The following is an 18,502-nucleotide window of genomic DNA, read 5'->3' on the forward strand; positions in this document are numbered from 1 at the left end:
AGGGCGGGTCATCCGAGAGGATGGCCCGCCCTCGACGTGTCGGGTGCGTCACACCCGGCGGGACGAGACGGGAGGCGGCCCCGAGGGGCCGCCTCTGCTCGCGTCAGCGGCCGAGCGCCCGCCGGCCCCGCCCCTGCGAGAGCACCGGCAGATTGGCGCGTGCCGGCGGCTCCGCGCGCGTGTCCTCCTCGATGCGCAGCGCCAGCGCCGGGCAACGGCGTACCGCGCGCAGCGCCTTCGCCTCCGCGTAGCGGGGCACCGACGCCTGGGCGACGGTCGGGAAGCCGTCGGCGCCGAGTTCGAACACCTCCGGCAGGATGTCCGCGCACAGGCCGTGGCCCCGGCACAGCGTCCAGTCGACGTAGATCTTCTGCCGGCTCGGCCCGTTGTCCTCGGCCGCCGCGCCGCCCGGCAGACCCGTCGGCCCCCTGCCCCCCTCGAAGAGCGGCAGCACGCCCTGTACGGGCCGCCCGCAGCCGTTGCCGAGGACGTGCGCGGCGAGGTCGTCGGTGAACGCCTTGATGGTCGACTCCAGGAACATCGCCGAGCCGTCCGGGTGCGAACACGCCCCGCGCCGCTTGACGTTCCTGGCGACCTGCTTCACCGCCTCCAGGGCGGCCGGGCCGCCACCGTTCAGGATGTCCGCGAGGCCGCGGGCGGCGGCCGGCAGACCGAGGTAGCAGGGGCCGCACTGGCCGGCGCTCTCCTCGGCGAGCCACTGCGCCACCCGCAGCGACTCGCCCAGCGGACAGGTCTCCTGACTGATGGGCAGGATCGCCCCGGCGCCCAGCGAACCGCCCACCGCGTCCAGGGAGTTGCGCGAGACGATCGCCTCGTCCACGGTCGCCGCGTCGATCCACTTGCCGTGGTAGCCACCGGTCAGCACGCCCTGCGGCACCGGCGGGGCGCCCGCCAGCTGCAGCACGTAGCGCAGCGGCACGCCCGTGGGGACCTCGATCACCATGGGGCGGGCGACCGCGCCGGAGACGGTCAGCATGACCGTGCCCGGCTCGTCGTACAGGCCGGTGTTGCCGTAGCGCTCCGGGCCGATGCGGGCGGCGATCGCGATCTGGGCGAAGGTCTCGGCGTTGGACAGCAGGGTCGGCGCGCCGCCCACGCCGCTCTGCGAGGCGCTGATCTTGCGGCCGGGCGGGATCGCCGGGCCGCCGTCGATCGAGCGGATCAGCGAGGCGGCGGCGCCGGTGACCATGCGCACCGGGTTGCGCTGCACGCGCGCGCGGAGCGCGGATCTGCGGCCGTTGCTCAGGCCGCGTTCGGCGAGCGCGGCCTCCATGGAGCGCTGCGTGGACTCCCGGGTGACCCCCACCACGAGCGTGCGGGCACCGAGGGCCTCCGCGCACAGCAGAGCGCCGTCCAGGATGAGGTGCGGGGCGCGGTTGATGAGGACCGTGTCCTTGCGGCAGGCCGGTTCGTCCTCGCTGCCGTTGACGACGACGACCGGGCGCACCCCGCGCCGGATCGCCGACTCGGCGACCGAGCGCAGCTTCTTGTGGAAGGGGAAGCCGGCGCCGCCGCGGCCCCGGAGGTTGATGCGCTCGGTGAGCTGGGCGAGCTGCTCGCCGCCCATGGGTTCGAGCGGCCCGTGCACCTTCAGATGCATCGGCAGATCGAGTCGCTCGACAAGGTCGAAACCCGACGTGAGTTGCGGAAGTCCGACCACGCGGACCTCGGGGACGTCGGGCAGGGCCTCGTTCACCTGTAGCCTCCGGAAGGCGTGTTCCACGGCTCGCCGGCACCCGGCGCGTCGAAGGAGGCGCCGGGCAGGGATTCCGTGGCGGGACCGCTGGTGTACATGTCGTTCGATGGGTACGCGCCGGACAAGGGGTTCGTCTCACCGGTGTCGTACAGGTCACGTCCGCCGTAGCCGGCGCCGTCCGCGCCGCCGTAGGCGGGGACGGTGTAACCGGTGTCGCTCAGCGGGTCGTACGCCGACGGGGGCGCCTCGCCGACCGGCGGCGGCGACGGGATCGGCCAGCCCCCGGCGGGGCCGCTGCCGCCGTCCATGCGGGGCATCGCCTGGGTGGGCTGTGTGTCCGCGGGCAGATCCACGCGCGCGTACGGGGGGACGTCCGTCCGCGTGTACGAGGGGATGTCCGTCCGCGCGGTCCGGTCGCCGGCGTAGGACGCCCCCGCGAAGGTCTCCTCGGTGGCGAAGGCGTGGTCGGCGACGGGGCTCTGACCGGTGGCGTAGGGCTGGTCGGCGGCGAAGGCCGCGCCGGCGTAGGACTGGTCCGCGGCGGGGGACGGGCCGGTGGCGTAGAGCTGGTCCGCGGTGAACGGCTGCGCCGTACGCGCGCGTGCGGAGACGGCGCGGTAGGCCGCGGCGAAGCCACGGGCCGGCTCGGGGCTCGGCTCGTCGTAGGCCGGGGCGGCCGGGGATCCGGCGCGGGGGCGGGGGATGTCGTAGCCGGGCAGCGCCGAGGCGTCCCGCGCCGTCGGGGCGCGGCCCTCCCGCTCCGCCGTCCGGGCCCGGCTCGCCTCCAGTTCCTCGCGGCCGGTGCGCTCCTCCGTGCCCAGCAGGGAGGCGACCGTGTCGGCGAAGCGGCGCTTGACCTGGCGCGGCGCCGCGCGCAGCGCCAGGGCGGCCATGACACCGAGCAGGGCCAGGCCGTACAGGAAGACGAAGAGCGGCTTGGCGGATCGACCCGCGTAGAGGCCGTGCACCAGGGCGGCGCACCAGGCCGGGTAGGCCAGCATGTGCATGGCCCGCCAGCGCGCCGCGACGGGGGCGGGGGAGGCGAAACGGCTGCGCAGCGCGCCGGTGACGCCCACGAAGATCATCAGCAGCCCGGCCGCGGAGCCGAGCCCGATCAGGCCGGCGCTGCCGGTGACGCCCAGGGAGAACGGGATCACCGCGGCGATCAGCACCGTGTGGTCCAGGGCGAGCTTGGTGGTGATGTGCAGCAGCAGGAACGCGATCGAGGCGACGGCGGTGGTGCGGTGCACGGCCTGCCCGACGATCCGCTGGCGGGTGTTCAGCAGCATCCGGTCCTGGGCGACCAGGCCCCAGATCACCGAGCAGCTGAGCGAGACGAGCGAGAGCACGCCCGCGCCGAAGTTGAGGAAGTCGCGGACCCGGTCACCTCCCACCAGCACGATCACGGGTATCAGGAGCAGAACGACGGCCGACGCCACCCCGTAGGCCGAACGGCCCGGCCGGGGGAGCGAGGGGGTACTACGACGACGGTTCATGGGGGCAACTCCGAGCAGTTCGGGAAAGCGGTCCCGTTGCCGCACTCTAGGTGGCGCCATACCGGCGAGTACGAGGTTTGAGTTATTGCGCTGTTATCAAATGACAATGGGCTTGTTTATGTCCCTTAGTGGCTGTTACGCCGGGTAATCCGTGGCCTTCGGTCCGTGTGTGTCCTGTGTCGCCCACTCGTACGGAAGCGCGTCGCGGCTTGCTCAAGGGGTGCGGTACCCTGGCGCCATGCGTGCCGTACGCCTTCTGCTTAGCGAGCCGCGCTGAACAGTCCCGACCGCCGGTGAGAACGGGGTCGGAATCGGCGCGGCGTCCCCTCCTGTGCGAGGGGATTTTTCGTTTCCGGATGAGGAAGCCGCTGGCAGAGACGATCGATGGAGCTTTGAGGATCATGAGCGAGACGAACCCCGCCGCCTCTTCGGAGGCGGCCGCGCCGCACCGCTACACGGCCGCGATGGCCGCTGAGATCGAGGCACGCTGGCAGGACTTCTGGGACGCCGACGGCACCTACGCCGCGGCCAACCCCAAGGGCGACCTGGCGGGAGACGCCGCCGCCCGGCCCGAGAAGTTCATCATGGACATGTTCCCCTACCCCTCCGGTGCGGGCCTGCACGTCGGCCACCCGCTGGGCTACATCGCCACCGACGTCTTCGCCCGCTTCCAGCGGATGACCGGCCACAACGTCCTGCACACCCTGGGCTTCGACGCCTTCGGCCTGCCCGCCGAGCAGTACGCCGTGCAGACGGGTACGCACCCGCGCGTGTCCACCGAGGCCAACATGGAGAACATGAAGGCCCAGCTGCGCCGGCTGGGCCTGGGCCACGACAAGCGCCGCTCGTTCGCGACGATCGACCCGGACTACTACAAGTGGACCCAGTGGATCTTCCTGCAGATCTTCAACTCCTGGTACGACCACGAGGCGAAGAAGGCCCGCCCGATCTCCGAGCTGGTCGCCCTCTTCGAGTCCGGTGAGCGCCCCGTCCCGGGCCACACGCGCGCGTGGAGCGAGCTGAGCGCCGCCGAGAAGGCCGACGTCCTGAGCGAGTACCGGCTGGCCTACGCCTCCGACGCGCCGGTCAACTGGTGCCCCGGGCTGGGCACCGTCCTGGCCAACGAGGAGGTCACCGCCGAGGGCCGCTCCGAGCGCGGCAACTTCCCCGTCTTCAAGGCCAAGCTGCGCCAGTGGAACATGCGCATCACCGCCTACGCCGACCGGCTGCTGGAGGACCTGGACGCGCTGGACTGGCCCGAGGCCATCAAGCTGCAGCAGCGCAACTGGATCGGCCGCTCCGAGGGCGCCCGCGTCGAGTTCCCGATCGACGGCGAGAAGATCACCGTCTTCACCACCCGCCCCGACACCCTGTTCGGCGCCACCTACATGGTGCTGGCGCCCGAGCACCCGCTGGTGGAGAAGTTCACCCCGGACGCCTGGCCCGAGGGCACCCACGACGTGTGGACCGGCGGCCACGCCACCCCCGCCGAGGCCGTCGCCGCCTACCGCGCGCAGGCCGCCGGCAAGTCCGACGTCGAGCGGCAGGCCGAGGCCAAGGACAAGACGGGCGTCTTCATCGGCGCCTACGCCACCAACCCGGTCAACGGCGAGCAGGTCCCCGTCTTCATCGCCGACTACGTCCTGATGGGCTACGGCACGGGCGCCATCATGGCCGTCCCGGCGCACGACAGCCGTGACTTCGCCTTCGCGCGCGCCTTCGAGCTGCCCATCCGCTGCGTCGTCGCGCCGACCGACGGCCGGGACCAGGACACCGCCGCGTGGGACGACGCCTTCGTCTCCTACGACGCGAGGATCGTCAACTCCGCCGGTGACGGCGTGACCCTGGACGGCCTGGGCGTCGTCGAGGCCAAGGCGCGCATCACCGCCTGGCTGGAGTCCCGCGGCATCGGTGAGGGCACCGTCAACTTCCGCCTGCGCGACTGGCTGTTCAGCCGCCAGCGCTACTGGGGCGAGCCCTTCCCGATCGTCTACGACGAGGACGGCGTCGCCCACGCGCTGCCCGAGTCGATGCTGCCGCTGGAGCTGCCCGAGGTCGAGGACTACAGCCCGCGCACCTTCGACCCGGACGACGCCGACACCCAGCCCGAGACGCCGCTGTCGCGCAACGAGGACTGGGTCAACGTCACCCTGGACCTGGGCGACGGGCCGAAGAAGTACCGCCGCGAGACCAACACCATGCCCAACTGGGCCGGTTCCTGCTGGTACGAGCTGCGCTACCTGGACCCGCACAACAGCGAGCGGCTGGTCGACCCCGAGATCGAGCAGTACTGGATGGGCCCGCGCGAGGGCAAGCCGCACGGCGGCGTCGACCTGTACGTCGGCGGCGCCGAGCACGCGGTGCTGCACCTGCTGTACGCGCGCTTCTGGTCGAAGGTGCTGTACGACCTGGGTCACGTCTCGTCCCGCGAGCCGTTCCACAAGCTGTTCAACCAGGGCATGATCCAGGCCTACGTCTACCGCGACAGCCGTGGCATCGCGGTGCCCGCGGCCGAGGTGGAGGAGCGCGACGGCGCGTACTACTACCAGGGCGAGAAGGTCAGCCGCCTGCTGGGCAAGATGGGCAAGTCCCTGAAGAACGCGGTGACCCCCGACGAGATCTGCGCCGAGTACGGCGCGGACACCCTGCGCCTGTACGAGATGGCGATGGGCCCGCTGGACGTCTCGCGGCCGTGGGACACGCGCGCGGTGGTCGGCCAGTTCCGCCTGCTGCAGCGGCTGTGGCGCAACATCGTCGACGAGAACAGCGGCGAGGTCACCGTCGTCGACGCCGAGGCCGACGAGGAGACGCTGCGCGCCCTGCACAAGGCGATCGACGGCGTCCGCCAGGACTTCGAGGGCATGCGGTTCAACACCGCCATCGCCAAGGTCACCGAGCTGAACAACCACCTGACCAAGGCGGGCAAGCCGGTGCCGCGCAGCGTCGCCGAGCCGCTGGTGCTGCTGATCGCGCCGCTGGCCCCGCACATCGCCGAGGAGCTGTGGCGCCGGCTGGGCCACACCGACTCCGTCGTCCACGTCGACTTCCCGGTCGCCGACCCGGCGTACGTCGTGGACGAGACCGTGACCTGCGTCGTCCAGATCAAGGGCAAGGTCAAGGCCCGTCTGGAGGTGCCGCCGGCCATCTCCGAGGAGGAGCTGGAGAAGGTGGCGCTGGCCGACGACAAGGTCGTCGCGGCGCTGGACGGCGCCGCCATCCGCAAGGTGATCGTGCGCGCGCCGAAGCTGGTGAACATCGTCACCGCGTGACCCACTGGGGGTGATCCCCTAGGGGGAGGGCGGGACCGTATGCGGGCAGGTTCGGGGTTGATTCGGAACTCCGGGCCTGCCCGGTGCGTTTACCGTGGAGGAGCGGCGCGCAGCGTGTCGCAGCGGGCTGGAGGAGGAGCGTCGTGGAAGCAGTGATCACAGTCTTCGCCCTGCTTTTCGTGCTCTTCGTGGCCGTCGGCACCTTCGCCGCGGTGAAGGCGATCGGCGCCGCCAAGCGCGGCGTGGACCGCACGATCGACCAGGCCCGCCGCACGGTCGAGGACCACACCCTGCGGGCCAAGTCCTTCGGCCGGCCCGGCCCCGCCGGTGAGATCGCCCAGCTCAGGCTGAAGCTGCGCACCTCGATGCGCGCCACGCAGGACGCGCTGCGCGCGGGCGTGGCCGAGGACGAGTCGCTGAAGGAGTCCCTCGGTCTCTTCGAGCGGCTCAGCGCCCATGGGCACGAGCTGGACGACGACCTCAGGCGCCTGGAGTCCGAGCCGGACCGGGCCACCCTCGCCGAGCGGCTGCCCCGGCTGCGTGAGCGCACCGAGCGCATCGTCCACTCCGCGGACTCCCTGCGCTGGGCGGTCCGCGACCGGGCGAGCCACCTCGCCGACGACGACCTCGACTCCCTCAGCGCCCAGATCGACGTGGAGACGGGCGCCCTGCGGCACTGGACGACGACGGAGCCGGCGACCGCGCCGCCCGCCTCCTGGCCCGGGACCCCCGCCGCCGGGACGGACCGCCGGCAGACCTGGCCCGAGGAGCCCGCGGCGGGCACCCACGAGGAGCCGGCGCGGCGCGCCATCACCCCGCCGGCCGCGCGCCCGTCCTACCCGTGGCAGAAGCGGCCGCGTCCGGAGAGCACGACCTGATTCGGTCAAGGCATTCCCAGGTGCAAGGGCCCGGACTGCCGCCCGCGCGCTACGGCAGGTAACCTCCAGCTCATGTCCCGCCATGTCGCGATCGTCACCGATTCCACGGCCTACCTGCCGCCCCGGACGAGAGAGCGGCACGGCATCACCTCGGTGCCGCTGACGGTGGTGCTCGGCGGGCAGGCCCTCGACGAGGGCACCGAGATCTCGACCCGTTCCCTCGTCCAGGCCCTGCAGAAGCGACGGCCCGTCACCACCTCCCGCCCCAGCCCCCAGCTGTTCGCCGAGACCTACCGCAAGGTCGCCGCGTCCGGCGCCACCGGCATCGTCTCCCTCCATCTCTCCGGTGAACTGTCCGGCACCTACGACGCGGCCGTCTGCGCCGCGCGCGAGGCGCCGGTGCCGGTGCGGGTCGTGGACACCGGCATGGTCGCGATGGCCCTCGGCTTCTGCGCGCTCACCGCCGCCGAGACGGCCGAGAGCGGCGGCACCATGGACGAGGCGGTCACGGCCGCGGAGAAAAGGGCCGCGGGCACGGCCGCCTACTTCTACGTCGACACCCTCGACTATCTGCGCCGGGGCGGACGGATCGGCACCGCGCAGGCCCTGCTGGGCTCCGCGCTCGCGGTGAAGCCGCTGCTGCAACTGGAGGGCGGCCGGATCGAGCCGCTGGAGAAGGTCCGCACGGCGTCCAGGGCGATCGCGCGTCTGGAGGAGGTCGTCGCCGAGCGGGCGGGCAGCGCGCCGGTCGATGTGGCCGTCCACCATCTCGCCGCCGCCGACCGGGCGTCGGCGCTCGAGGAGCGGCTGCGCGAGCGGGTTCCGGGGCTGGCGGACCTTCATGTGAGCGAAGTCGGCGCGGTCATCGGCGCGCACACGGGGCCGGGGCTGCTGGGGGTCGTGGTCTCGCCGCGCTGACGCGCCGGTTCTCGCGGTGGTGAGGCAGTCGTCTCGCCTCGGTGATTCACTCGTGTGAGTGGCCGGGATATCCACAACTCGGCGTCTCTCCACGGAATTCGAGCAAGATCATCGCGGATCGGCGAACTGACCGATGCTCGTCGCATGGCACTTCGAGAACGCACACGCCCCGCTCATGCGACCAGCGGACCCGGCCGGGGCCCGGCCTCGGACGGCCGCCTGCGGCAACGGCGCCCGGCCGGGCGCGTCCGCCACCGCAAGCGGCAGCTGCCGGCGGAGGAACTGCGCCGGCGAGCACAGATCGTCTTCGCCCAACGCACCGGTGCCGCACCGGAGTCGGGGGCCGCACCACCCACGCCCGGCGTTGCCAGGGCGCCGGACCCGCACCGGGGGCCGCACCCGCATCGGGTGTCGGACACGTACCGGGCGCAGGCCGAGGCGGCGGCGCCGGAGCATCGGGACGGACGCCGGTGGACGGGGATCGGGGCGGCGCTGCGCGAGCGGATGCCGGTGTGGGTGCAGACCCGGTGCGGTCTGGAACGCCGCAGTGTCCTCGCACTCGGCGTGGTGCTCGCCGTCGCGGCCGTCCTCGCGGTGCAGCACTTCTGGACGGGCCGCACCGAGACCGTGAGCGCGCCCGACGTGGTGCGTGCGGCGGCCCCGCAGGCCCAGGAGCCGGCCGCGACGGACAGCCGCCCGGCCCCGTCGCGCCCCGCGGTGACCGCCGGGACCGAGATCGTGGTCGACGTCAGCGGCAAGGTCCGCAAGCCCGGCATCCACCGTCTGCCGGCCGGATCCCGGGTCGTCGACGCGCTCCGTGCGGCCGGCGGTGTGCGACCCGGCACCGACACACGGAGCCTGAACCGCGCCCGCTTCCTGATCGACGGCGAACAGGTGGTCGTCGGTGAACCTCCGTCCGTCACCGGGCCCGGCACGAGCGGCACGGGCCCCGGGTTCGGCGGGGGCGGTGGGCGTGGGGGACCTGCGGGAGCCGTCGGCGGGGGCGGACCCGCCGGGCCTGTCCCACTCAACACGGCCACGGTGGACCAGCTGGACACCCTGCCGGGGGTGGGCCCCGTCCTCGCGCAGCACATCATCGACTACCGCACCCAGCACGGCGGTTTCCGGTCCGTTGACGAGCTGCGCGAGGTCAACGGCATCGGTGACCGCCGCTTCGCGGACCTGCGGCAACTGGTGCGGCCATGAGTACCGGCCCGGGCGCACCGCCCGACGAGCAGTACGGGGCGACGGAGGAAGGCCGCGCCGGGATCGTCCGCAACCCGGTGCACGCGGCGTCCGGGAACCGGCTCGGCAACGCCCATCCCCGGCAGGAGGGACCCGCGGACCTCCGGCTGGTGCCTCCCGCGCTGGCCGCATGGGCGACGGCGGCCCTGATGCTGGACGCATCGCCGTGGGCGGTGGTGGCCGTGACGGCCGCGTGCCTGGCTCTGGGCGCCGCTCTGCTCGCGGCCGGGCGAGGCAGGGCCGGCGCGCCGAACGTCCCGCAGCAGTGGGGATCGTGGCCGTGGCCCAAGGGGCCCGCGGAGACTTCCTCGCCGGGAGCTGGTCGGACCCTTGCCCGGTGGCCCAAGGGGCGCGCGGAGACTTCCTCGCCGGGGGCTGGTCGCGACCTTTCGCCGTGGCCCAGGGGGCGCGCCGGGACGGGCATGTCCCTGGCCGCCGTGCTTCTGTGTGCCGCGGCCGCGGCGGCCTCCGCCGGGTTGCATGGGGCGGACCTGCTCAGGGGGCCGGTGCCGGTGCTGGCCCGGCAGTACGCGACGGTGACCGCCGACGTGGAGATCACCTCCGACGCGCGCCTCACCCGGCCCCGGGTGCGGGGCGACCATGTCACCACGCCCTCCCTGGTGATCGAGGCGGAGGTGCGGTCGGTGGAGCTGAGCGGCGGGCGGCGGGTGGGGACACGGACACCCGTGCTGCTGATCGTGGACGCGGGCCGCGGGGGCGGGCGGGACCCTCGCCCGGCCGCCGCACATCGGGGCGCCCCCTCTCCGTGGCTGGAGCTGCTGCCGAGCACCACGCTCCGGGTGCGGGGCCGGCTCGCCCCGTCCGTCCTCGGCGGGGAGCGGGTCGCGGCCGTGCTGAGGGTGCGGGATTCCGCGCCACCGCGGGTGGTGGGGCGGCCGTCGGGACCGCAGCGGCTGGCGGGACGGTTACGGGCCGGGCTGCGCGCGGCGACCGAGGGCCTGCCGGCGGACGCGCGGGCCCTGCTGCCCGGGCTGGTCGTCGGGGACACCTCCCGGATCACACCGGACCTGGACGAGGCGTTCAAGGAGACCGACCTCACCCACACCCTGGCCGTGTCCGGTGCGAACTTCACCTAGGGGGGTGGGTTACCGGGAGGGATCTTCGTTGCGCGCGAGGGAGGATCGACGCCCTGACCTGCGCTGATCCTGTAGAACCTCGCCCATCAGTTGGAGCGCATCATCAAGCCGCAGCCGCAGCCGCTCCACAAGGAGGATGAGGCCGGCGTGATCCAGCTGCGCGAGATCCTCGGCTCTGGCCTGTTCGAGGTCACGGTGAGCGTAGTCCAGTCGCGCCTTCTGTGAGTCGGTCAGAGTCGAGTGGGGGGACAGTTCCGCAGACATCGGTGGCCACCTATGGGACGGGCGTGCAAGGAGCGGCGTGGGGGGCTCAAGTAATCGTTTGGCCAGAGGTCGCATAGAGGCAATACCGGGAAAGTCGTATCACTCGAACGGGTGTCTGATTCCAATCTAGGATGCATTATGCACCGATGTGCCGCCCGGAAATTTACCAGCGGCTGGTAAAGACATCCGATCGGGATGATCACAATGTGGTCGGGTGCCACGCGAACCCAAGCCTGACTGGCTGCTCAGCCACCGCCGGGCCATTGGGGAACGAATCCGCGAAGAGCGCAGAGCCCGCGGCCTGTCGCAGGTGGATCTCGGCGAACGCGTCGGCCGTGACCACAAGACGATCCACAGGTGGGAGACGGCGACCACAGCGCCGTCCCTGGATGATCTGCTCCTCGTTGCTCGCGTTCTCGATGTCTCCGTCGCTCACCTGGTGCAGTGAGCGGCCCGCCCGCCGCCGGACGGGCCGCTCTTCCTCCACGACCCGGCTGCCCCCCACGACAGTTGGGGAAGGGTCTTCCGGAGGATCAAGGACGGCCGCCCCCGACGGGGGGCAGGGACGGCCGCCGGTCTCAGGGAACGCTGATCTCTGGTGGCTGGCGCAACGGCCCGCCGTTCTGGCTCCAGTGATATCCCTCGGTGTCTGTCGGCCTCGTCCGGCCGCGATAGTGGTTCACGTGGTCGCCGTCGTGCCCCGGCCGTCGGGTGCACGAGATGCGCCCGCCAGGGTCCAACTCGCCGCAGTAGCCAGCGGCGCGGCAGGCGGCCAGCTCCGCCTGCACGTCGGCATGCGCGCTCTTGCTCATGCGCGCCGCCCTTCCCGCACCAGCCGGTACAGGACCCGCCCGACCATGCACAGTTCCCCGTTGTCCACGCACTGCTCGCACGTGCCGCCGTGGTCCAGCAGCGCCGGGTGCGCACGGGCACCGAGGCAGGGCGCGCAGGCCCGGGGAAAAGTCGAGTAGTGCCCGCCGGGCCGCTTGTGCCGGCGCTCGCCGAGGTCGACTGCGGTCTCCGCGGTAAGGGTGTGGTCGCGGTCCCAGACGCAGACGGCGCCGCGCAGCTGCTCCTCGGTCTGCTCGTCCAGCGACGGCACGCCGAGCAGGCGCACCACGGCGAGCGGCAGGGGGTGGGTGGTCGTGGGGCTGGTCACCGCACGGCCTCCAGCTGGCGCGGACCCTGAGCCGGGATCACCATGCCGAGCGACTGACCCAACGCCCAGAACAGCTCTGCGGCCTCCGTGCGCGACAGCACAAGGTCGGCGTCCTCGCGGTGAACGTCCAGGGCGTACAGCGCGATGGGCACCCGGACTTCGCCGGTGGTGGCGTCGGCGCTCGGTGGTTCGTCGCGGCGGGTGGACGCGTGAAGAGGCAGCATGACGGACCCCGTTCCAGTAGGCGACTGAAAGCGAGCAGTCACCGTAGGGGTCCGGGCAAGAGAGAAGGGGGACAGATTGTCCCCCTGTCCCAAAGTGTCCCCCTACCTGTCAGGCAGTCACCACGCCCACGGCCGCGGCCAGTCGGCTGGCTTCGCCGCGCATGGCGCGCGGGGCGTTGCGCCACAGGTCGGCCGCCACGTGGCGGGCTGACGGGGTGTAAGCCACGGTCTCGGCGCCGATGCGCTGCGCCATCTGCATCACGTGCAGCGCGGCCGTGCGGTCGCCGCGCTGGAGGTGGCCGCGGGCGACCTCCACCCACAAGCGGGCCCGCCGCTCCACCGAGGGCATCGTGTCCGGGTCGATGTCGTCGGCAAGGCTCACGGCCTTGGCAGATTTCCGCAGGTCAGTAGCCACCGACACCGCATGAAAGTCGACATTCGCCCGACCGAACACCGTGCTGGGATGCACGTAACTGGCCGGCAGACTCTTCGCCACCTGATCGCCCTTGCCCCAGTACCGCCACGCGTCGCCCTCCCGGCCCTCGCGGGCCATCGTCACCGCAGCGTGCAGCTGAAGGGCGCCGTAGATCCCCCGCCAGTCCTCCGGCCCGTCCTCCAGGTGGGGGCGGATCAGGTCGGCTGCCTCGTTGACGACACGCAGCGCCTCCTCCGGATACGACGTCTCGCGCAGGATGTTGCCCATGTTCCAGGCCGCTGCCGCTATGGCCGCCGGCTGGTCGGCATCCTGCGCCGCGGACAGCGCGCGGTCCGCGACCACCCACGCCATCTCCGCCGGGGCCACGTAAGCGGTGGCCTGCCCGGTCAGCCGATAGACGTCGGACAGGGCGACCAGTGCGGCCCGCCGGTCGTCGCCGTCCAGGGCCCGCACCGCGGCCTCGGCATCCCGGATCAGCTCCGGCAGCAGCGCCCCCACCTCGGTCCTGTTGTGGCCCGACGTATGCCACAGGCGCCAGCTCTGATTCACGCGGCCCTGGAGGATCGCCGCGTCCGCCGGGGCGGTGCTGCGGGTAGCGAGGGTGCGCTGCATGACCGCAGCCCAGATGTCCGGCATCGTCGGATGGTGGAGCCTGCCGAGCGGCACGGGCGCGGCCGGGCCGTCGTCCGACCCGGTGATGACGGACAGGTCTTGTACCTGGAGGGCGGCGGCCAGGCGCAGCAGCAGCTGGTGGCTACGCAACTCCCGCTCGTTGGTCTCGATCTTCTTCAGCCAGTCGGGGCCCCTGCCGCAAAGCTCCGCGAGCGTGGCGCGCGAGATGCCCCGTGACTCGCGCAGTACCTTGATCCGCTCGCCTACGGTGAGGTCCCCTGACAGATCCACGCGTGCCCCCTCGGGTGCCGGTGCTGGTATCGCCAGCGTACGGCCGCAGTCAAGGGAGGGCGCGCGGCTCACACTCCAGTTCGGTTGTACTGCTCCACCCTGTCCGGCGGTGCCGGCGGCTCGATGCCCTGCTGCCGCATCTGCCCCGACAGCTCAGACACGTACCAGCTGAACGCGCGCACCAGGCTGGTCAGGCTGTCGATGCGGCGCTCCTGCCGCTCAATCCGCCGGTCCAACGTCTCGCGGATCTCCTTGAAAGCTGCGAGGTCCGCAGCCCGCTGCTGCGGCTCGGCCGCGGCCTCGGCCGCCGCTCGCTGCGCCTCGGCCGTGGTCTGCGCCGCGGCACGCGTAGCCCGCGCAGCGAACAGGCCGCTTCCCAGCAGGGCGACGGCGCCGAGCACCGAGCCGATGATCCCCGCGGCGACCCCCCAAGCTCCGCTCACGTTCTCTCCCGACGTGCTGTGCGGGGCAGCTCGTACTCGGGTACGGAGCTGGCCCACAGGATGACCCCCACATGGCTGGTGGCGTACCAGCCGAACACCGCCCACCCGCGCGGGTAGTCACCCACGGTCGCACCCCACAGGAACGCGGACCCCCACACGAACGGCGGGACCAGCGCGGCGATGAACCCCCACTTGTCCCGGCCGATCCGCAGCCACGCCGAGCCGAACGTGACCACGCCGCACACCACCCACACCAGCGCCCACCATCGCAGCGACGCCCACCGTGTGAGCAGGTCCAGGCCGCGCAGGTCCGAACGGGGCATGAGCATGTAGCCGAGGCCGTAACAGACCTTGCCCATGCCGAGCAGCGCGAGCACCACGCCACGACGCCCCAACCGCTTGCTCACCCATCGGACCGCGCGGCACACCATCACACCCCCGGCGCCGTGCTCGCGCTGTCCTTCGGACCGATCGCCCGCGCGGCCACGCCCTTCAGCAGGGACATCGCGGCGGCGAGGCCGGCCGTGCCGACGCCCTGCCAGAAAGACACGCGCAGCATGTCGGCCGGGCCGGCGGCGAGGGCGACCGCAGCGGCGGCCCCCAGGAACGTCCACACCACGCGCTCGATCAGGTCGACCGCGTACGTGCGGGCGGTCTTCACGACGGTCTGAGCAGCAGGCAGATGGATCTCGGACATGGGTCACGCTCCCTTGGTGAGTGCGGCAGTGAGTCGGTCGATGGACGCGCGCAGGCCAGCGATCGCGTCCATCTCTTCTTTGTGGTGCTGGTCCTGCCAGCGCAGGAAGTCGGCGACGCTCCGGGTCTTGTTGGCGCCCGTCGCGGTCGGTGAGACGAGTCGCGCGCCGAGCAGCTCGGCCACGGCCTTGCGGGCGATGGCCTCGCGGTCGGCATCGGTCAGTGCCATGTCGTCCCCTCCAGGGGTGTCGGTGTTGTCGGTGCCGCCGTCGCCGGGGTTCCAGCTGGCGGGATGCTTCAGCCGCTCGGCCACGGCCGCACGGAAGTCGGGCATGGAGAACACGGGGTCCGGCTTCCAGTCGCTCCACTCCTTGTGGCCGATCGCGCTGCGCTCGCCCCACCCGTGCGCGCGCAGAATCGCCGCGGCCCAGCGCACGGCCGCGTCGTACTGCGCAGCCGGCCACGGGCCGCTGCCACGGTTCGAGCCCTCCAGGCCGTAGAACCTCGCGTTGCCGTCGACCGCGCCCGCGTCACCCTCGTGCTTGTGCGGGGCCGGCGGCCGGGCCGCGTACGACTCATCGATGACGGCCTGCAAGACGGACGGGTCCCCGCCCCCGGCATGGTTCGCCCGCCCATTGGCGGTCAGGGTGATCGTGCCGTCCGGAGCGAGGTACGCGTGCGCGCACGGACCCGGCAGGTCGGCCCGCCCGGACCACACGATCTCTCCGTCCGACGGCGGGGTGCCGCCCGTGTGGTGGATCATCACGCCGTGCACCGGCCCCCACCCGTCCCCGCGGTTCCCGCGGTTGTGAGTGCGCCAGCCCGGATGCTCGACCACGCGCAGGCCCTCGGCCCGCAGCGCCGCCAGCATCTCGTCATCGGTCAGTGGAGTGGCCATCGTGGGCCCGCCTTTCAGAGGAGTCGTGCGTATCGGAGGGCGCCGCCGATCGCTCCGCCCCCGCCGTACTTACCGCCGGTCGTCGCGCCCGACGTGCGGCGGACCTGGATCTGCACCTTCAGCTGCGAGGACGCCCGGTACGGAGTGAGGTCCAGGACGAGGGTGGGCAGCTGGAAAGTGAACGTGGCCGGGACCGTGCCGGACCCCGCCACCGCGCCGTCCAGCAACACCTGCCAGTCGCCGCCCGTGTTCGTCGTGCCGACCACGTCGCCGATGAACACCAGGCCGAGGGACAGCGTCGCTGTGCGCGGGCTCAGGATCGTTTCCCACAGCGTCGTGAAGCTGGTGCCGTCCTCGTACACCAGGCCGCGCAGTGACGTCGGGTAGAACGGCAGCTCATCCCGGATCGCGCCAGCCCGACGCAGCGCAGCCAGCTGCTGCTCGACAATCGCCAGCCGCTCCAGCACATCGGGGGTCGTCTGTACGCGCGGCATCAGGCGTCCACACAGGTGAGCTTGACGCGTTCGGGTCCGCCCGCCGCGGTGTTTTCGATGCTGACGATCCGCAGCACAGCCTGCCGGCCGGTCGGGCTTTGCGGCTCGGGGTCGATGACGAACAGCGCCTCGTCGCCCACGCTGTAGCTGCCGAACTGCGGGTCCAGGTCAGCGGCGACCTCGAACGTGGGCTGAACCTGTGCCTGACTCCGCGCGGTGAGATCGGCATTGGTCATGCCCTGTACCTGGGCGTCGTCCACCACGCCGTCGTACGTGGCCACGCCCTCCAGCAGCGGCCACCCCGAGTCGATCATGTCCTGAGCTACGGAGGTCTTCACGATGCGGGCCTCGCCGCTACCGGCGCCCAGCCCGGACATCTCCGTCACCAGGGAGGCGCCGTCCTCGGGCCAGTCGTACGACAGGATCGACCCGTACCCGCCGCCGCCCTTGGAGAAGACGAGGCCGGACTGGTCGACGGTCCGGCCGCGCCGCGGGTACCAGGTGCGCGCCTGCTTGATCCGGCGGGGCGGCTGGTTGTTCGCGGCCGGCGTCCACGACACGTCCACGCCGAAGTCGAACCCGTCATCCGACGCGGCCAGCTCGGCGATCGCCTTGTAGATCTCGGGCCGCTCATACCCGAAGTACGTGGCCGTGCGGGTGATGCCGTGCCCGGCGCCCGCCAACGGGTTGATGTCCAGGCCGATGCTGCCGCCCGGCTGGTCCTGCGCGTACCGCAGCAGCGACCAGACGAGCCACTTCTGATCGGAGTACAGGCGCTGCCCGCCGAGCTCCACATACGCCGGGTTGATCAGCAGCGACGTGTCCGTGGACAGGGTCTTCTTCACGTACCGGTGCTGGAAGTAGCTGAGGAATTCCGAGGCCTGGATCGCCTTCCCGCCGGTGGCGTCCGTCCTGGTCCAGATGATGCCGCCCCACACCAGCACCCCGTCCCGGTCGACGTACACCGCGGTACGGCCCGGCACGCTCGCGGTCTCCGGGTCGAGTGGCAGCGTCTCGTCGCTGTACGGGATGACCCCGCGCAAGGTCCCCACACCGTTCAGCTCGGTCGTGTACGTCACCGAGGACAGCGGCAGTTCCGCCAGCAGCTGGTCCGTGCGCAGGTCACAGAACAGGTACGTGTACGTGTGCTGCGGCGCGTCGGCGAGGCCCGGAGCGGCGGCGAACAGCAGCGCGTCCATCGGCGTGCCCATCAGGCGATCCTCAGCGCGCGCAGCCACGACCCGGCGCGCATCGTCGTCGCCGTGGCGGTCGTGGTGTTCTGCGCCCACCGCAGCCGCAGCTGCCCGGCGGTGCTGCTGGTGACGATGCGGCCCCGGAATGAGGCGGTCACGTCGGTGCCGGTGCCGAATGTGCCGAGCGGGCGCACCGTCGACTCGTTGGTGGACACCACGTCCACGGCGGTCGCGTTGTTCTGCGAGGGCCCGTTCCGCGTCCACTGGAACGTCGACCCGCTCGGTACGGTCCACGTGGCTTTGAGGTCGCCGGGGCCGAGCGCGGTGGTCTGCCCGGTGTAGATCAGCAGGCCGTCCAGGATGTACGTCGCGTTCGCGGCGAGGTTGACAAACAGGTGATCGTCGTCCTGGAGGGTCGCATTCGACACGCTCTCGTCGGCCGTCTTGTACGCCGTGAGGATCGGTGAGCCGCCGGACGCCAGCAGGTCACCCGTGGTGCCGTCGCTGCGGCCGTACACGAACTTGTCCAGGTCGGTCAGGTACAACGCCTGCCCGGGGTGCAGCCTGTTCGGGGCGTTCGCCGAGCCCACCGGCACGATGCCGCCCGCGGCCACGCTGTACTGCCGCAGGTCGGCGATGTTCGCCGCGGTGACGCTGGTCTGGCTCGGGCCGATCGAGATGTCCGCGAGCAGCTGCGCGTTGTTCGGCAGGGTGCCGCGCACCGTCGCACCGGCCGACGCGGCATAGGGACCCTGGATGATCTCCAGCTGCCACTGCGACGCCGAGCCTGCATACTCGGCGTCGTACACCGAGGCCACCACGGAGTCCTTGCGGTACTGGCCGGCGCCACCGGCCGGGGCCACGGTCAGGGTCACGTCGCCGTCGTTGACGCAGACGTACGTGCCCGACCCGCCGGTGTCGTGCTGGTCGACGTAGCAGAATCCCGCGCTGACGATCACGGTCATGTTCGGCGTGGCCGCCGGCCGGACCTTCATCTGGTAGTTCGTGTAGCTGGGCTTCACGCCCTGCCGGATGCGCAGCGGCGACGCCTCGTCCACCGCGAACCCCGGATAGCTGAGCAGGGCGGTAAGCGCCAGCCGGTCATTGCGGGCCGGGTAGCTGCCAGCCTGCATCCAAGTCGGCGGGTTGATTGCGGTCACCGTGTGGCTCCT

General features: G+C 72.0%; 19 protein-coding genes and 1 pseudogene. 7 read left to right on the top strand and 13 right to left on the bottom strand.

Annotation, left to right across the window (positions count from 1 at the left end):
- Positions 1–103: 103 nt before the first annotated feature.
- Complete coding sequence (locus ACZ64A_RS08895; protein WP_469809192.1) at positions 104–1,717, bottom strand: NADH-ubiquinone oxidoreductase-F iron-sulfur binding region domain-containing protein; 1,614 nt, start codon at positions 1,715–1,717, stop codon at positions 104–106.
- Positions 1,714–3,213 carry a cytochrome b/b6 domain-containing protein gene (locus tag ACZ64A_RS08900; protein WP_469809193.1) on the bottom strand — a complete coding sequence of 500 codons (1,500 nt, stop codon included), beginning with the start codon at positions 3,211–3,213 and terminating at the stop codon, positions 1,714–1,716. Before ACZ64A_RS08900 ends, ACZ64A_RS08895 begins: the two co-directional genes overlap by 4 nt.
- A gap of 401 nt (positions 3,214–3,614) precedes the next feature.
- Between ACZ64A_RS08900 and leuS the strand changes: the two genes are divergently transcribed.
- From leuS to ACZ64A_RS08935, 7 genes and pseudogenes are all read left to right on the top strand, one after another.
- The gene (gene leuS, locus ACZ64A_RS08905) at positions 3,615–6,482 is read left to right on the top strand and encodes a leucine--tRNA ligase (protein WP_469809194.1); all 2,868 of its coding nucleotides are present in this window, start codon (positions 3,615–3,617) and stop codon (positions 6,480–6,482) included.
- Positions 6,483–6,625: 143 nt separating this feature from the next.
- Positions 6,626–7,360: a hypothetical protein gene (locus ACZ64A_RS08910; RefSeq protein ID WP_469809196.1), complete on the top strand. Its 735-nt coding sequence runs from the start codon at positions 6,626–6,628 to the stop codon at positions 7,358–7,360.
- A 72-nt stretch (positions 7,361–7,432) separates the two neighbouring features.
- Positions 7,433–8,278 carry a DegV family protein gene (locus tag ACZ64A_RS08915; protein WP_469809197.1) on the top strand — a complete coding sequence of 282 codons (846 nt, stop codon included), beginning with the start codon at positions 7,433–7,435 and terminating at the stop codon, positions 8,276–8,278.
- 144 nt (positions 8,279–8,422) lie between these two features.
- Complete coding sequence (locus ACZ64A_RS08920) at positions 8,423–9,484, top strand: ComEA family DNA-binding protein (protein WP_469809198.1); 1,062 nt, start codon at positions 8,423–8,425, stop codon at positions 9,482–9,484.
- Positions 9,481–10,617: pseudogene (locus tag ACZ64A_RS08925) on the top strand (hypothetical protein); the annotation flags it as partial. The gene ACZ64A_RS08920 and the pseudogene ACZ64A_RS08925, both read left to right, overlap by 4 nt.
- 93 nt (positions 10,618–10,710) lie before the next feature.
- Positions 10,711–10,845 carry a hypothetical protein gene (locus ACZ64A_RS08930; protein WP_469809199.1) on the top strand — a complete coding sequence of 45 codons (135 nt, stop codon included), beginning with the start codon at positions 10,711–10,713 and terminating at the stop codon, positions 10,843–10,845.
- Positions 10,846–11,194: 349 nt separating this feature from the next.
- Positions 11,195–11,332, top strand: a complete 138-nt coding sequence (locus tag ACZ64A_RS08935) for a helix-turn-helix transcriptional regulator (RefSeq protein WP_469810143.1) — start codon at positions 11,195–11,197, stop codon at positions 11,330–11,332.
- Positions 11,333–11,462: 130 nt separating this feature from the next.
- Here the strand turns inward: ACZ64A_RS08935 and ACZ64A_RS08940 are convergent, their stop codons facing one another.
- From ACZ64A_RS08940 to ACZ64A_RS08990, 11 genes are all read right to left on the bottom strand, one after another.
- Positions 11,463–11,696 carry a hypothetical protein gene (locus ACZ64A_RS08940; protein ID WP_469809200.1) on the bottom strand — a complete coding sequence of 78 codons (234 nt, stop codon included), beginning with the start codon at positions 11,694–11,696 and terminating at the stop codon, positions 11,463–11,465.
- The gene (locus tag ACZ64A_RS08945; RefSeq protein ID WP_469809201.1) at positions 11,693–12,043 is read right to left on the bottom strand and encodes a hypothetical protein; all 351 of its coding nucleotides are present in this window, start codon (positions 12,041–12,043) and stop codon (positions 11,693–11,695) included. Before ACZ64A_RS08945 ends, ACZ64A_RS08940 begins: the two co-directional genes overlap by 4 nt.
- The gene (locus tag ACZ64A_RS08950; protein WP_469809202.1) at positions 12,040–12,267 is read right to left on the bottom strand and encodes a hypothetical protein; all 228 of its coding nucleotides are present in this window, start codon (positions 12,265–12,267) and stop codon (positions 12,040–12,042) included. Before ACZ64A_RS08950 ends, ACZ64A_RS08945 begins: the two co-directional genes overlap by 4 nt.
- Before the next feature lie 109 nt (positions 12,268–12,376).
- The gene (locus tag ACZ64A_RS08955; RefSeq protein WP_469809203.1) at positions 12,377–13,606 is read right to left on the bottom strand and encodes a helix-turn-helix domain-containing protein; all 1,230 of its coding nucleotides are present in this window, start codon (positions 13,604–13,606) and stop codon (positions 12,377–12,379) included.
- A gap of 68 nt (positions 13,607–13,674) precedes the next feature.
- The gene (locus tag ACZ64A_RS08960; protein ID WP_469809205.1) at positions 13,675–14,049 is read right to left on the bottom strand and encodes a hypothetical protein; all 375 of its coding nucleotides are present in this window, start codon (positions 14,047–14,049) and stop codon (positions 13,675–13,677) included.
- Positions 14,046–14,456 (bottom strand): hypothetical protein, encoded by a 411-nt coding sequence (locus tag ACZ64A_RS08965; protein ID WP_469809206.1) that lies wholly within the window; start codon positions 14,454–14,456, stop codon positions 14,046–14,048. Before ACZ64A_RS08965 ends, ACZ64A_RS08960 begins: the two co-directional genes overlap by 4 nt.
- A 23-nt stretch (positions 14,457–14,479) precedes the next feature.
- Positions 14,480–14,746, bottom strand: coding sequence for a hypothetical protein (locus ACZ64A_RS08970; RefSeq protein ID WP_469809207.1), 267 nt, complete (start codon positions 14,744–14,746; stop codon positions 14,480–14,482).
- A gap of 3 nt (positions 14,747–14,749) precedes the next feature.
- Positions 14,750–15,643 (bottom strand): peptidoglycan recognition protein family protein, encoded by an 894-nt coding sequence (locus ACZ64A_RS08975; protein WP_469809208.1) that lies wholly within the window; start codon positions 15,641–15,643, stop codon positions 14,750–14,752.
- 14 nt (positions 15,644–15,657) lie between these two features.
- Entirely contained in the window at positions 15,658–16,137 is a 480-nt protein-coding gene (locus tag ACZ64A_RS08980) for a hypothetical protein (RefSeq protein ID WP_469809209.1), read from the bottom strand.
- On the bottom strand, positions 16,137–17,348 hold the full coding sequence (locus tag ACZ64A_RS08985; protein ID WP_469809210.1) for a hypothetical protein: 1,212 nt from the start codon (positions 17,346–17,348) through the stop codon (positions 16,137–16,139). Before ACZ64A_RS08985 ends, ACZ64A_RS08980 begins: the two co-directional genes overlap by 1 nt.
- Positions 17,348–18,490: a hypothetical protein gene (locus ACZ64A_RS08990; RefSeq protein WP_469809212.1), complete on the bottom strand. Its 1,143-nt coding sequence runs from the start codon at positions 18,488–18,490 to the stop codon at positions 17,348–17,350. Before ACZ64A_RS08990 ends, ACZ64A_RS08985 begins: the two co-directional genes overlap by 1 nt.
- Between the last annotated feature and the right edge of the window lie 12 nt (positions 18,491–18,502).

This window comes from Streptomyces sp. NPDC104814, from assembly GCF_055583185.1.